The 13,598-nt window shown below is 63.8% G+C and carries 11 protein-coding genes; 4 read left to right on the top strand and 7 right to left on the bottom strand.

Annotated elements, in window-relative coordinates; genetic code table 11:
* The first annotated feature begins 125 nt into the window (after positions 1 to 125).
* Positions 126 to 839 carry a hypothetical protein gene (locus tag AB4Y36_RS26675; protein ID WP_368604414.1) on the top strand — a complete coding sequence of 238 codons (714 nt, stop codon included), beginning with the start codon at positions 126 to 128 and terminating at the stop codon, positions 837 to 839.
* Positions 840 to 1,309: 470 nt separating this feature from the next.
* On the top strand, positions 1,310 to 1,594 hold the full coding sequence (locus AB4Y36_RS26670; RefSeq protein WP_368604413.1) for a PAAR domain-containing protein: 285 nt from the start codon (positions 1,310 to 1,312) through the stop codon (positions 1,592 to 1,594).
* A 42-nt stretch (positions 1,595 to 1,636) separates the two neighbouring features.
* On the opposite strand, the gene AB4Y36_RS26665 is transcribed toward AB4Y36_RS26670, so the two are convergent.
* The 4 genes from AB4Y36_RS26665 to AB4Y36_RS26650 all read right to left on the bottom strand — a co-directional run bounded on the left by AB4Y36_RS26665 (position 1,637) and on the right by AB4Y36_RS26650 (position 8,410).
* Positions 1,637 to 2,539: an OmpA family protein gene (locus tag AB4Y36_RS26665; RefSeq protein WP_368684664.1), complete on the bottom strand. Its 903-nt coding sequence runs from the start codon at positions 2,537 to 2,539 to the stop codon at positions 1,637 to 1,639.
* A 28-nt stretch (positions 2,540 to 2,567) separates the two neighbouring features.
* Complete coding sequence (gene tagF, locus AB4Y36_RS26660) at positions 2,568 to 3,578, bottom strand: type VI secretion system-associated protein TagF (protein ID WP_342948813.1); 1,011 nt, start codon at positions 3,576 to 3,578, stop codon at positions 2,568 to 2,570.
* Positions 3,575 to 7,420, bottom strand: coding sequence for a type VI secretion system membrane subunit TssM (gene tssM, locus AB4Y36_RS26655; RefSeq protein ID WP_368684584.1), 3,846 nt, complete (start codon positions 7,418 to 7,420; stop codon positions 3,575 to 3,577). The genes tagF and tssM overlap by 4 nt, the downstream gene beginning before the upstream one ends.
* Positions 7,421 to 7,552: 132 nt before the next feature.
* Positions 7,553 to 8,410, bottom strand: a complete 858-nt coding sequence (locus AB4Y36_RS26650) for a M15 family metallopeptidase (protein ID WP_069266615.1) — start codon at positions 8,408 to 8,410, stop codon at positions 7,553 to 7,555.
* Positions 8,411 to 8,554: 144 nt separating this feature from the next.
* On the opposite strand from AB4Y36_RS26650, the gene AB4Y36_RS26645 reads away from it, so the two are divergent.
* Positions 8,555 to 9,472 (top strand): hypothetical protein, encoded by a 918-nt coding sequence (locus AB4Y36_RS26645; RefSeq protein WP_368604411.1) that lies wholly within the window; start codon positions 8,555 to 8,557, stop codon positions 9,470 to 9,472.
* Between the two features lie 39 nt (positions 9,473 to 9,511).
* Here the strand turns inward: AB4Y36_RS26645 and AB4Y36_RS26640 are convergent, their stop codons facing one another.
* From AB4Y36_RS26640 to AB4Y36_RS26630, 3 genes are all read right to left on the bottom strand, one after another.
* On the bottom strand, positions 9,512 to 10,960 hold the full coding sequence (locus AB4Y36_RS26640; protein ID WP_368684583.1) for a 3-deoxy-D-arabino-heptulosonate 7-phosphate synthase: 1,449 nt from the start codon (positions 10,958 to 10,960) through the stop codon (positions 9,512 to 9,514).
* A 65-nt stretch (positions 10,961 to 11,025) separates the two neighbouring features.
* On the bottom strand, positions 11,026 to 11,553 hold the full coding sequence (locus AB4Y36_RS26635; RefSeq protein ID WP_069266612.1) for a DUF6496 domain-containing protein: 528 nt from the start codon (positions 11,551 to 11,553) through the stop codon (positions 11,026 to 11,028).
* A 66-nt stretch (positions 11,554 to 11,619) separates the two neighbouring features.
* A complete protein-coding gene (locus tag AB4Y36_RS26630; protein ID WP_368684582.1) occupies positions 11,620 to 12,531 on the bottom strand; it encodes a LysR substrate-binding domain-containing protein in 912 nt (303 codons plus the stop codon).
* Positions 12,532 to 12,655: 124 nt separating this feature from the next.
* Here AB4Y36_RS26630 and AB4Y36_RS26625 point away from each other — a divergent pair, with 124 nt between their 5' ends.
* Positions 12,656 to 13,591, top strand: a complete 936-nt coding sequence (locus AB4Y36_RS26625; protein ID WP_368684581.1) for an alpha/beta hydrolase — start codon at positions 12,656 to 12,658, stop codon at positions 13,589 to 13,591.
* Positions 13,592 to 13,598: the final 7 nt, after the last annotated feature.

The raw sequence follows: 13,598 nt of genomic DNA, 5'->3' as shown, positions 1-13,598 counted from the left end.
AAGCGATTTATCGGAAAGACGACTCTGTCGCCTGGAAGTGTTGCCGTTTCTTGGATTCTGGCCTCAAGTTGGCATTGGAGCTTCCGCAGCGGCGGCGATGGGGTTCGCAGCGACTTGAAGGCTATATGACTTACGACTATCTGACGAAGGTATCCATAAATCGCCCCGTGACGGCGGAGGAGTGCGCGCGTCGCCTCGATATCCGCAAGCCGGCGGCAAGCGATGCGAAAGACAAGCACATGGTCTTTCGAATGAACAACATCTATTTGGACATTTGCGATACCTCATACCAGCAGGTGGGTTGGGCAACCCTGGCCTTTCTCGTCGGATTTCCCGGATTTGCCTATTTTGGCTGGCAGTTCGTGTTGTTCACTCATAGCAGCGCGATTTTCTGGACACTGGTTGTGCCGTGTGCCATAGGATGCGCGTTTTGTGCCGGCATTTTGCTGAAGGACTGCTTCAACTACCGGCACAAGACAATTCGGTTTAACAGGAAAAACCGGATGGTCTATGCCTTCCGCCATAACGGCAAGAACGGGGTCGTTGCCGTGCCTTGGGACAAAGCTTTCTTCTTCACTGACCGGCAGACGTCTTCGCCGCTCTTCGGCGGTGCGCCAACCGTCCTGAGATGTTTCGTGCTCGCCGAGGACAATAAAACCATCGTCAATACCTTCAGTTTTGGCAAACGTACGGTCAACGGGGGATCGGAGACGTCAGCGTGGGGGCGAACGTTCTTGAGCAACTTCTGGCGAACTTCGAATTCGTTCGAAAGTTTATGGAAGACGGCCCGGAATCGCTTCCACCTATCAAGGAGTACTTGCCCGAAGGACCGTCCTTGAGGGCATCGGCGAGTGTGTTGTTTTCCAATTTCAAGGCCGTTCGCAGGGCAAACGCCGCCCTTTGGCTGCTGGCGACCGTGATCGCGGTTCCAATGTGCCTGATGGTGTTATTGCATTACATTGCGCAACTGACTAGTCGTGAGCCGGTGTGGCCCGAGGACGTACAACGAGCTTCGCTCCCCGGTGAACCGTCTTCGACGGTGACGGCCCAAGTGGCGGGACGCTAAGACTCTGACGCGATGGCATTCGACGGCGACATCCGGGTTAAGACTCAGCGGCCTTTGACTGACAAGGGAGATCGTCAGGAAGGCAAAGTTCGTGGGCAACCTCCAGTCCGTGTTCGCCTGGCTTAGCTGGAAAACGTGCCGTGAGCCGGTTTTGCCAGAAGCCATCCAGCAGTCATCGAAGCTCGACACATTCGTGGCGAGCGCCACTAAAGTCGGATCAGAGAAAAATCTCAGGGAGCAAATATGACTCGCAAATTCATACTGAAAGACGACAAGACCGATCAAAACGGCGTCGTTATGGATGGCATCGAGGGGTCTTCGTTTTCCGGGAGGCCGATGGCCTATATCGGAGCACCGGTCATGTGCCACACCTGCAATACCCAAGGTGTCATCGTGTCGGATGGAACTCCGCACACGCTGACGGTAATGGGAAAACAGGTCGCTCTAGAAGGCGACCTGTGTCAGTGCCACTGTCAACCCCAGCCGAAGCTTGTGGCATCGCAAACCACGGGAACGCTTTCCGCCTGAAGTGATCTGTGGTTGTGATGATAGGCCCGAGGGCCATTCCCCCTACAACCCCGCCCGAAACTCAATCCGCCGATTCCTTGCCCGCCCATCACTCGTATCGTTCGAAGCAATCGGCTGGTCAGGACCCACACCAGTCGCCGTCATCTGTTGCGGCGAGATCCCCTTGCCGACGAGATACCCTTTAACAGCATCGGCACGCGCCTGGCTCAGCGCAATGTTTGAAGTGCGATTACCCGAGTTGTCCGTATGCCCGATGATCGCCACAGTACGCGTATTCATCTTCGCAAGCACGGCCGCCATCTGATCAAGAATCGCCCGGCCTTGCGGCGTGAGCGTCGCACTGCCCGTTTCGAATTCGATCGTGCGATTCGCGAGCGTCTGGTCGAGCAGCCCCTGCTCGGACGCGCTCACACGCAACCCATTGCGGATCGTATAGGTCGGATTGAGCGCGGTGGCCATGTCGCTCGCGATCTGCTGGCGCGTGGCCTCGTTGCCCACCTCGCCGCGCACGTCGATTTGCGTGCCGTCGATCTTCAGCTGTCCTTTATGGATCTGTTTGAGCTGCGCGTTGAGCAGCTTCTGCACGTTATCCGACCAGTTGGGCGGCGTCGCTACGTCGCCCACTTCAATCTGATCCACGACGTTCGCCGCGCCATAGGTCTCGCGCAGACGAGCGAGCACAGCCGCATGCGTGGCTTCGTCGGGCACCTTGCCGCCTGCCACGACCTGGCCGGGCGCCGTATCGACAGGCGCGGGCGTGGACGTGGCGGTCGAGCGGGGAACAGTATCAGCCGTAGAGGCGGCCGGGTTCGCCGCAGGAAGCTCAGTCGTGCTGACCTGCGCGCCGCTGTTGTTCACGGGCGTGACGCGAGCAGGGCTCGCATCGTCGGCCCACGCGTTCGAGCCAGCGAATCCCAACACGCCAGCCGCGAGCGCCGCAGCCATCGCCGTACGCACAGGAACGCGCGCCTGTTTATCCGCGCCGAGCATGCCCAGCCTCCCCAACGAACGCTTCCTGGAACGTGTCGATCGCAAGACGCAGCGACAGTTGCGGCTGATCGAGGTAGCTGACGAGTTTGCTGATGCCATGGTCGCTTTGTGCGTGACCGTCGATCCATTCGGGATCGTCGATATCGATGTTGTGGGCGGCGTAGGTTTGCGGATCAACCACGCTGTGCAGGGTCCGGGCCGATGCGCCGTTGAAGCCGACGATGAGCCGCTCGCGCTGCGCGATGGTGCCGATGAAGATAGCGAGTTCAAAGTCCGCCTTCGAAACGAACGGCGCGATCAGCTCCAGCCAGAATGCGGCCACGAGGCTGCGGTAGAACGGGTCGACCGGCAGCGGCAGCGTGAGGCCGCGCTCCAGATGCGAGGAGCCGCTCGTCATCACTGGTCGCAGCAGCGAGCCGAGCGCGAGCATCGCGCCGCGCAGGCGCACGGGGTGGCCGCTCGCGAGCAGCATCCGCTCGAGGCCTTCGAGCGTCTGGTGTTCGACGAAGTCGTTGAAGGTGCCGTCGTGCGGGTTGCCCACGCCGCCCACATCCACGGGAACCTGGGTTTCGCCGAGCGCATGCAGCGCGCCCGCCGGTTCGCTCGTGCCAAGGAGCGGCTGCATCTGCTGCGCGGCACGCGACCACAGCCGCGCGAAGGCGAGCGGGCTGCGCGCGAGAAAGGCGAGCGGCTGCTCGACTTCGAGCGCGGTGGCCGCGAGAAACGGAAAGCGCCGCGACGACTGGTCCTGGCTCGCCACCATGTGCCCGGCGATCGCGAGTTTGCTCTGCGAGCCGAGAAACGCGAAGTGCATGGGCTGCGCTTCGGCATAGACGATCTTCCACCGCGGATCGTCGGCGAGCAGTTCCATCGCCTGTGCGATCCAGCGGTCCAGTGTCTGCAGCAGCTGCGGATTGTGAGCACTCTTGACGAAGTCGCCGCGCGACGGAATCTTGCCGAAGTACGCGATCTGCGCCTGAACGGACTGCGTCATTGCGCGGTTCCTCCTGTCTGAGTGGGGGCCGCCGCGGCCACGGCGGCGGGCGACGCGCTCGCGCCGGCCGCAGGGTTGGCAGCCGCACTGTTCACTGTCCCGACGCTTGCGATCGAAGAGGGCAGTTGCACGCCGCTCAAACCTTGCTGCTGCGGCGCGTTACTGCTCGCAGCCGTGGGCTGCGAGGTGCTGACGATGCGCATGCTCACCGATACGGTCACGCTGCCTTGCGTCCACGTCAGGTCGAACGTGCCGTCCGGATGGCGCGTGCGCTGTGCCGAGTTGATGAGCTTCTCCAGGCCGTAACGTCCCGGCTCGTTGACGAACTGAATCGTGCGACCGTCGAACGTGGTGGCCGAGAGCGTCGCGCCCGGCGCGCCCTGAGGATTGGGCCAGACGAAGTTCGTCCACTGCGGCGGCGTGTTGCGGTAGCGCAGTTGCTGGCCGTCGATCGCGATCGTGTACTCGGTCGTGCCGCTCGAAGGCTGCGGCAGGATCTGGAACACGGTCTGCGGCTCGGCCGAGCCTTGTCCCGCGCCCGCCGCGCCGCCCGCAAGCGGCGCCACCCAGCGCGCGAAGCCGGTCGTGAAGTCGGGCGTGAGCGTGAGGCCCATGTCGCCCCAGGTGCGTGCGGAGAGCGTGTCGCCGCGGCGCACGGCGAGTGGCCCGAGCGTGGTGCCGACGAACTTCGAAATCGCACCGTCCGGCCCGAACATCTGGGCGATTTCGCTCGCGCCGGCCTCGATCTTCGCGCTCCCCGCAAACGGGTACTTGTTCGCGAGCGAGGCCTGGAACGGTTGGTACACCTGCGCATTCCAAACCTTGTTCACTTCCACGGTCGCAGGCTGGATCACCACGGCGTAGGCCTGCATGAGCGGGCGCACGAGCAGCGGGCGCAGCGCCTTCTTCTGCGCGTCGGTCAAGCCCGTGAGCATCTGCTCGTCGACGAACTTGAGCGAATCGGAAAGTTCGGAGCCGTTGCCGTCCAGCGTTTGCTGCATGAGCTGGCGCGCGCCCGGTCCCGGGTCGCCCTGATTCTTGATGACGTTAAGACGCGTGCGCACCTTCGAGAGCGAGTCCATGTAGCCGCCGAGCAGCGACGCGTTGTCGTGCGTCACGACCATGCGGCCCAGCCCCGCGAATGCCTGGCCGATCGGACCCATCGAAGGCTCGACCGGATTGCCGTTGAGGTCGAGATTGGCCGTGGCAGTGTTGCCCGACATGCGCGAGAACCATTGCCTGACCCATCCCGTCACGCCGCTTTCCGCGCGCTTGATGCTCACGCTCGCGAGCGATGGGTTATCCCACGAGGTCTGGTCGTACGCGGTTTCGAGGATCTTGCGGATCGGCGAATCCTGCGGGTCGCCCAGGCGATTCATCGCATCGACGGCCTGGCCGAACGTGCCGAAGTCCTGCACGGCAATGCCCTGCATGAACTTCTGCCAGTTCTGCGCATACTCGGTCTTGTACATCGACACCAGCGCCTTCTGGATCTGCTCGGGGCTGCCTTCGAGCGTGAGATCGTCTTGCGCCGAGGTGTTGAGCACCCAGTCCTTCGCTTGCAGTTCCTTCGTTGCGGCGTCGCGGATCGCAGGCTGCACGTACTGGAACCACGCCTCGCGCGTGAAGGTGCCGGAAATCGCGTAACTGCCCGCAATCAGCGAGGTATTCGTGTCGCCGACGATGCGCGCAACCGTCATGGGCGCGAAACGCGTGGAGGCGCGCGCCTTGATCTCCTCGTACACGCGCTGACGCGCCGGCATGCCGCGCACCACGTGGCGCAGGTTTTCTCGCGTCTGGTCGACGAGCGCCAGGTTCGCGTCGATCATCGGCCAGTCGTCGTCGGAGACGCGCGCGAGGTAGAACGTGATCATGCGCTCGGCACTCTTGATCATCTCGTCGCGAGGCATGTTGCCGCGATTCGTTTCGAGCCAGCCACGCCAGAAGCGCGCGATCTGGTCGGTCAGGTGCGCGGCCTCGACGTGACGCTTGTCGGAGAGCATCAGGTAGGTCTTGAGCGCGTTGTACGCGTCTTCGACGCTCGTGGGCGAGGCGGCGCTATAGAGGCCGCCCTGGCTGCCGGCCGCCATTGCCGTGTGCGCCGAGACGGGAATCGCACCCGAATCGGGCGTATGCGACATCGGCGCGAGCAGTTCGGGATGCGCGTCCACGTCCTTGAGAAACGAGGCGAGATTCTGCGAGACGGGCGTCAGCATGATCTGCCGTACGCCGCTGTAATACTCTTCGAGCAGATGCTGTTCGAGCCGGTCGCCCTGGTAGAGTCCGAGCGAAACGGCGAGCGGGCGGTCGCGACGGAACTGCTCGAGTTGCTCGATGCGGTCTTCGAGAATGTCCATGGCCTGCAGGCGCGACTGCAGGTCGTTGCGGTTCTGCTGCATGCGCTCGACGTTGTCGAGATCGGCCTGCACGTTCGCCACGAGCTGCTGGTTGCCGATGGTCGACCACGTCCAGCCGCCCAGCGCGAGCGCGAGCACCGCGACGAAGCCGAAGAACGTGGCGTAGCGCATGCGCGTCTTGGCAGGGCTCGCGAACTGCTTCACGGTTTGCCGGTCCGCGAAGATCACTTTCGAGAAGAGATCCCGCAGGAAGAAGCCGTTTTTGGAAAACGCGCTATGCGGCTTGGGCAGCCCCTCGGCGGAGAGCACGAAACGGTTGGCAATGCGCTGCGCGGCGGCGCTGCTGGTTTCGCCTTCCTGCAGCGCGCTCGTGAAATAGAAGCCGCGGAAGATCGGCTTGTACTGGAAAGGGTTGTTCTCGAACAGCGTAGCGAGGAACGCGCGCAACGCCGGCTTGATCGCCGAGAATTCGAGCGGGAAGCTCAGTTGCCCAGGCGAGAGCTGCTTGCCGCGGCTGAGCGACATCTGCGCGATGCTGATTTCCTTGAGGCCTTCGTAAAGCTCTTCGAAGCGCTCGTCGAACAGCGCGACGATATCGCGCTTCTCATCCGGCTCGTAGGGCAGGGTAGCGCCCCACACGCGGTCGTACTCCTGGCGGTCGTTGCTGCTGAAGAATTCGGTGAAGCCGGTAATCAGGTCGGCCTTCGTGAACATCACGTACACGGGCGCAAACACTTCGAGCTTTTCGGTCAGTTCCTGCACGCGCTGGCGCAGATTCTTCGCGAGGTTGATGGCGAACTCGGGGCGGTTGCCCGTGAGTTCCGCGATGCTCGCGGTGACGATGATGCCGTTGATCGGCGCCTTCGGACGATGGCGCTTGAGGAGGCCGAGAAAGCCGAGCCATTCGCTGCGGTCTTCCTCGTGGACCGAATAGCGGCCCGCTGTGTCGAGCAGGATGCCTTCGGTCGTGAAGAACCAGTCGCAGTTGCGCGTGCCGCCAATGCCGTGCACCACGGCGTCGTGCTTGTCGGCGAAGGGGAATTGCAAGCCCGAGTTCAGCACGGCGCTGCTCTTGCCGGCTGCAGGATTGCCGATGACGATGTACCACGGCAACTCATACAGCGCCGAGCCGCCCGAAAGCTGGCCGATCTTCGAGGACTTGATGGTTTTTACGGCGTCGACGAGCCGCGTGCGCAGCACATCCAGCTCCGCCTGCCTGGCAGGGGCGGGTGCGGGCTCCCCGTTATCGGTCTGCGCCTGCTGCTCCAGCATGTCGCCGAGCTTGCGGTTCGCGCGCCGCACGCGCGCGCGGCGCCAGAGCCAGAACACGAGCCAGATCGCGAACAGCGCGCCGAGCACGGCAGCGGGCCAGACCGGGCTGATTTGCAGTGCATCGGCCGCGATGAACAATGCGGCCGCGAGCGCGATCACGCCGACGACAGAGAGCGTGCGCGTGTTTGTCAACACGTTGAAGAAGCGTTGCATAAGCCGTTCAGGTCCTGGTGCCTTGGGTGCTGTTTGTCGTGGTGTGCGGTGTCGTCACGCAGCAAGAGGTTTTGCCGCCCGGCAGAATGAATGAACGCCCCATAAAACTCCCCATTTATTTCCCGCTGCGCCTCATTTAACAATTGCCGGCGCGCGACCCAGAACGAAGCCGGGTTTGTGATATTCGACGTGGCCCAGGTCCATCAATTTCCAGCGCCCGCCCCAGGTCAGGCCAACCTGCTCGGCCACCTGGCCGTATAACTGATAACCCCGCATCGCCCAGGGATCTTTTTCTGAAATGACGAGCTTGCCGTCACGCAGAAATGCGTTATCGGCCGCGAGTCCATATTGGTGATAGCTTTGGAAAGCTGCCGCGTTTGTCACATTACCGCCCATTTGCGCAAGCCTGTTTTGCCGCTCGGGGCTGCGGTAACCTTCCAGTAGTGCCATTTCATAACCGTATTGCTCGCGCATGATCTTGTAGACGAGCAATAGCCGCGTGCGGAAATCCGCATCCAGCAGATTCCAGTCGCGGCTTGCGTCGTGCAGCGCGGGCCGCACCTGCTCGACCTCCTTCGTGGCGAATACCTCGGGAGGCAGCGGCGGCGGTGGAACCAGCTGCTCGCCGTTCAGCAAGGCAGCGATTTTTTCGTCCGGCACCCGGGGCGTGTCATCGTATTGAAATAACTGATGACCGCGCAATGTAATGGCAATGAGCGGCGGCGTCGCAAGAATACCTGCGGTAATGAAAATCAGCAAGCGCCGCCTGATGAGTATATTTTTCATATCGGCCATTCTCGAATGAGAAATTTTTGCCGACTTAAAGAACTGACTACGGGCGTGAGTGGCGCTTGCTGAAGCGCGACGCATAATTAAATTATGCAATTCGAATAACGTGCTGAAAAGCGATGCGCGTACGGCGGGCAGCAGCAAGAGTGCGGCCAGTGGTACGGCAATGGCAAAATAGGCGACGAGAGCAATGGCGACCAAAAGCGAACCCGCGGAGTGGCAATTGTTTTTTGTAATGCTTGATTTTAGAATCAGCGCTGCCCGAAGTTGGGCCGCCTCGTATTATTGCGGTGAAACAGGCTCAATTCAATGAGCACAATGAGCACGATTCCAACGAGACAGTGAATGAGTGCGCCGGACAACTCTACCCCCAAGGCTGCCCCCAGCCTCCTCGCCGACACGCCAGCCAGCGTCCCGGGCGCACAACCGGGCGGCTCGCGCATCCTCGCGAATCTCGAGGGCCGCGTCGTGCCGCCGGCCGCGCCGCCTGGTACAGGTCGGCGTTCGCGCACGCCGATGCTGGTCGGGGCGCTGGCTCTGATCGGCGCCGCCGGTTTCGGCGCCTGGCACGTGGCCGAGCGCAGCGCACCAGCGAACGCCGGGACGCAGGCGGCTGCCACCGCCGTTGCACCGATAGCTGCCCCTGCAGGGGCAGCGCCAACCGTCGCGAACGCGGCGAGCGCGCATGATACGGCGTCGGCTTCGCACGCCGCCACGATCGTGAGCGACGACGAAACTGCCGACAACGCGAAGCCCGCACCTGACGCCGTTGCGTCCGCAACGGTACCCGACGATGGCCGGCTTTCGCGTGCGTTGGCCAATGGCGCGCGCGATGCCGGAGCGAGCGCACCAGCGGGCGGTGCGGCGCCGCAGGCGAGCGCGTCCGTAGACGCGAATCACAAGCATCCGGCCAAGGGCGCCGAAGCCCGCCACGAAGCGAAAAGCGCCGCGCATGCAGGGAGCGCCAAGGGTGAAACGCTGGCGAAGAAGCGACACGATGCGCGGCCAGGCGGCCAGAAGGACGATTCCGATGTCGATCTGCTAGCCGTGCTCGTTGCCCGCACCAAGCCGGGCGATGGCAAGGACGCGTCCGCGCACGCGTCGAAGCCGGCGGCTGGCAAGCTCACGCTCGCGCAGCAAGTCAAGGCGTGCGGAGAACAGGGCTTCTTCGAAGATCAGCTTTGCCGTTGGCGCGTGTGCGACGGGCATTGGGGCAAGGATCCGGCGTGCCCCGCGGCGGCGCGCGCAAGCACGGAGCATTGAGGCGTCAGCGCGCCTCTCTCGAACGCACGCACGCGCACGTCAACAAGGCCGTTCGTTCGCTGTGTACTGTGAACACCCCGGCGAGCACCCCGTTGCATCGCGAATCGTGGCCATCAGGTCATCGGGGTGCACCATCAATTCGCGCACGAGACGCAGCATCGAATACTGGTCGAGCACGGCATGCCAGCGCGACGATTGCGTGAGGTGCTGCCAGACAGCAGCCAGTATTTCCGGATCCGCATGGCGCCCGTCCCACTGGGCGCTGGCGTATTCGAGGCTCGCCGGTGCGGACAAAAGCTGCATACGGCTCGCGGCGTTGAGCATTCGCGAAACGCCGTTGGCGGGCGCGTCGCAGCAATAGAGCACGGCGTTCAGCAAGCCGCACTCGTCGAAGCCTTGCGCGCGTAGCGAGGCGCCGTGCAGTCGCACTGGCCCCTGCTGGGTCTCGAACGTATACACGACGTTTTCTTCAGCGTGCGTGAGCAGGCGCAAACCGCGCATGAGCCGCGGCAGGTCGGTCGTTGCGGATTCGACGGATGCCTTCGCTTCGACGAGCAGGCGCACGTTCCAGACGGGCACGATATCGAAGGTCTTCGCATGCAGCCGCTCGAGCAGGACCACGTCCCATTCCGTTTTGGCGCGCTCGTGCGAACCCGGTATCGAGGCCGGGACGCGCATCGAACTCACGACACGGTACGCGTGCGGGTTCTCCTGCGCCGCGTTGAGCCTTTGAGCCAGAGATTCGAGGGCTTGGATGGCCAGCGCTTCGACAGCCGCGCCGCGTCGCTGCGACGCCCGGCCTTGCGCCACGGCCGCCGGCGTACCCGGCCGCGGACCATACGCATCCAGCAATGATACGTATTGCTGCACGAGTGGGTCGGGCGCCAGGGCTTCGAGCCGGCACAAGCGCGCCAGTGCCGGACTGTTCTGCAGATCGGCCAGCGCGGGTTCGAAAGCCGAGCCCTTCGCAAGCTCCGGCGAAGCGAGAAGGTCTCGCGCGGTTTCATGGAGTCCCGCGTAATGGGCCTCGTGGTGCGCCAATGCCGCGGACGCATGCAGCCGCGCAAGCGCTTCGCGCTGCCAGGCCTCGAGGGCGCGCTGCTGTTTGGCTGGATGCGCGATCGCATTGACCGCAGCATGGATCTGCCGGCGGTCCTGATCGGCCTGGGCCGAAAGCGAGGCAAATTCGCGTACGTGGGGCGCGCGGTGCCGCAGCACCATCGCCTGAAATGCCCGGTCTCCGGAATCGGCGTGCATCGCCTCCGTGATCATGGCCGCGAGCGCGTCGATGAAACGCGGCTTCAGCGTCGCGTCGGGTGCTCCGCCATGTGCGATGGCTTCACGCGCCTGTTCGATGACGCGTGCGAGAGCCGTCGCCGGATTGGCGTGACGAAGCGGCAGCGCCGAAGCCGCGGGCTCTTGCGGCAAGCGATAGCGGCGTGGGACGTCGCGAAGGATCTGTTCGAGCAGCAGAGCGGGTGAGGACATCGGCGATTGTGCAGCACGCGCGTGCGGGGCGATGAGGAAGATAGTCTCATAACCCCGCGCTACCGCTAGTGGCGGGTGTGCTGCGCCCGCGCGGCGCGTGTCTTCGCCGCCTTTTTTGCCGCGGCGGAACGGCCCGCTGCGCCCTTCGTCTGCGCAGCCTTTTTCGCGGCCGCCGACCGGCTGGCCGCGGGGCGGCGCGCCGCCGCGGTCTTCGCCTGTTTCGACGCGGCTTGTGGCGATGCGCCCTCCCGGCTCTCGCCCTTGAGCACTTGCGTCGTCGTGCGCGAGCGTTTGGCCTTCGATTCCGTGCTCGCGCGGCCCGTTTTCTCGCCGCGGCCCGCCGCGCTATCCTTTGCGGCCTTCTTGCGCGTCGCCTCGCTGGTTTTGCCTGGCGCCGGCGGTTTCAGGTCCACACCGGCGCGCCGCGCCTTCGAGAGGCCGATCGCGACAGCCTGCTTCGCGGAACGCACGCCATGCTTGCCTTCGCGAACGCGATCGAACTCCTCCTTCACGAACTCGCCGGCCTGGGTACTTGCAGATTTGCCTGCGCGCTTGTCTGCGCGCGCACGCTCGATCGTTTTCTTCTCGGGCATTTTGGCTCTCCTTAATGAGTGACCCACTTATCGCAGCAAGCACCGTTCCGCACAGGCGCAAAGCCATCAGGCCGCAACGAAAGCCGGCCGCGGAGCAGCCGCGAGGATTTCGGCAACGAAGTCGAGAAACACGCGAGTCTTGTTCGGCAGCCGCCTGCCCGATGGATGCACGCCGTGGACGGGCAACGGCGGCGGCGCGAAATCTTCCAGCACGCTGACGACCTCGCCGCTCGCGATCTCCGCTGCGAAGAGCCAGGCCGGCGCCTGAACCAGGCCCATATGGGCCAGAACGGCAGCGCGAATCTGCTCCGCGTCGCCGGTGCGGAAATTGCCGGACGGAACCTGCAGGCCCGGCCCTTCGACGTTGCCGAAACGCCATGCCCGCGGCTCGTGCAGGGGCGCGAAAACCACACAGGCATGCCGTTCGATCTCTTGTGGCCGTTCCGGGCGCCCATGCTTTTCGAGGTATTGCGGTGTCGCGACGACAACGACCGGACTCGAGGCCAGATGCCTCGAAATCATTGAGGAATCGGCAAGCGGTCCGCTTTTGACCGAAAGATCGAAACCTTCCTCGACGAGATTGACGACTCGCTCCGTTGCGGAAAGGTCCACGTGCACCTGCGGATAGCGGGAGAAAAACACCGGCAGGTGCGGCACGACATACAGCCGGCCAAAGACCGGTGGCACGGTGACGCGGATCAGCCCGCTCGGAGACAGCTGGCCGTGCCCGACGGAGGACTCGAGATCGGCGACGTCGCCAATGATGCGCAAGCCCGCTTCATAGACCGTTTGACCGGTCTCGGTGAGCGTCATGCTGCGCGACGTGCGCCGCACCAGTTGCGCGCCGAGATGACGCTCGAGCGACGCGATCTGCTTGCTGACCGCAGGTTGACCCACGCCGATGTCGCGGGCCGCCGCGGCGAAACTCCCGCTTTCGACGATGCGAATGAAAAGTTTGAGCGCGTCGAGCCGGTCCATTTTCCCTTCCCCAAAACTTCCTGACTGGAATGGATTCTATTCCATCTGACCGTATTCCATGCCCTGAGTGGAATCGATATCGTCATGCCCATCGACAACGCATTCACGCAACGAAGGAGCCATGATGAGCATCGGACAACGCACAAACCTGACCGAAGTGCGGCACAGCCTGAGCGAAGACGACCGCGAGGCGGCGAGGGCCTCGATCGAGCGCACGCAGCGGCTTTTCGACGAATTCGAAGGAACGATGCGCGAGGCGTACGACGCCATGACCGCGCAGACGCCGGTCGCGGACGGCGTCGGCATGGAGAGCATCGCGAACGCGGACGCAACAGGGTGGTGGATTCGGCCGCGCGCCGCGCCTGCCCATCGCGCGATCCTGTTCCTGCACGGCGGGGCCTTTGTGCTCGGCTCTGCATCGGGCTATCGCGGTTTCGCGAGCCAGATCGCGGTGCGCGCCGGTGTCGATACCTTCGTGCTCGACTATCCGCTTGCGCCCGAGCATCCGTTTCCCGCGGCGCACGATGCCGTGCTCGCCGCCCTGCGATGGCTGGCGAACGGCGGCATACGCGAAGTCTCGCTGGTCGGCGACTCCGCGGGCGGCGCCCTTGCACTGGCGGCTCTGGGTGTGGAGGAACCGCGCACGTTGAACATTGCGAGCGTGGCCGCTTTCTCGCCGTGGGTCGATCTGGCGTTGACAGGGCCGTCGTTCATGAGCGATGCGACCCGGGATGCCGTTCTGACGCGGCCGGTGCTCGCCAATGCCGCCGCAGCGTATCTTGGGGCTGGCGATCCCACGGATGGACGCGCGTCGCCGCTGCATGCCATTCCCGGGCGCCTGCCGCCCATCGCGCTCCAGGTGGGCACGGACGAGTTGCTATTCGACGACGCGCGACGTTACGCGGCGGCTGCAGCGGAGCAGGGCGCAACGGTGCGACTGGAAATCTACGAAGGACTGCACCACGTGTTCCAGCGATCCACGCACGAGCTGTCGAGTGCGCGGTATGCGCTGGATGAAGTCGCGAGATTCATCTCGCGGTGCTGGACGCCTGACGCGTAAGTCTGCC

It is taken from the genome of Paraburkholderia sp. BR10936 (assembly GCF_040965735.1).
Lineage (GTDB): Bacteria > Pseudomonadota > Gammaproteobacteria > Burkholderiales > Burkholderiaceae > Paraburkholderia > Paraburkholderia nodosa_A.
Note: the sequence above shows the minus strand (reverse complement) of the source record. Positions and strands in the feature narration are given on the sequence as shown.

Coding starts and splice junctions, on each gene's coding strand:
- AB4Y36_RS26675 (WP_368604414.1), top strand. CDS start 126: ATGACTTACGACTATCTGACGAAGGTATCCATAAATCGCCCCGTGACG.
- AB4Y36_RS26670 (WP_368604413.1), top strand. CDS start 1,310: ATGACTCGCAAATTCATACTGAAAGACGACAAGACCGATCAAAACGGC.
- AB4Y36_RS26665 (WP_368684664.1), bottom strand. CDS start 2,539: ATGGCTGCGGCGCTCGCGGCTGGCGTGTTGGGATTCGCTGGCTCGAAC.
- tagF (WP_342948813.1), bottom strand. CDS start 3,578: ATGACGCAGTCCGTTCAGGCGCAGATCGCGTACTTCGGCAAGATTCCG.
- tssM (WP_368684584.1), bottom strand. CDS start 7,420: ATGCAACGCTTCTTCAACGTGTTGACAAACACGCGCACGCTCTCTGTC.
- AB4Y36_RS26645 (WP_368604411.1), top strand. CDS start 8,555: ATGAGTGCGCCGGACAACTCTACCCCCAAGGCTGCCCCCAGCCTCCTC.
- AB4Y36_RS26640 (WP_368684583.1), bottom strand. CDS start 10,960: ATGTCCTCACCCGCTCTGCTGCTCGAACAGATCCTTCGCGACGTCCCA.
- AB4Y36_RS26635 (WP_069266612.1), bottom strand. CDS start 11,553: ATGCCCGAGAAGAAAACGATCGAGCGTGCGCGCGCAGACAAGCGCGCA.
- AB4Y36_RS26630 (WP_368684582.1), bottom strand. CDS start 12,531: ATGGACCGGCTCGACGCGCTCAAACTTTTCATTCGCATCGTCGAAAGC.
- AB4Y36_RS26625 (WP_368684581.1), top strand. CDS start 12,656: ATGAGCATCGGACAACGCACAAACCTGACCGAAGTGCGGCACAGCCTG.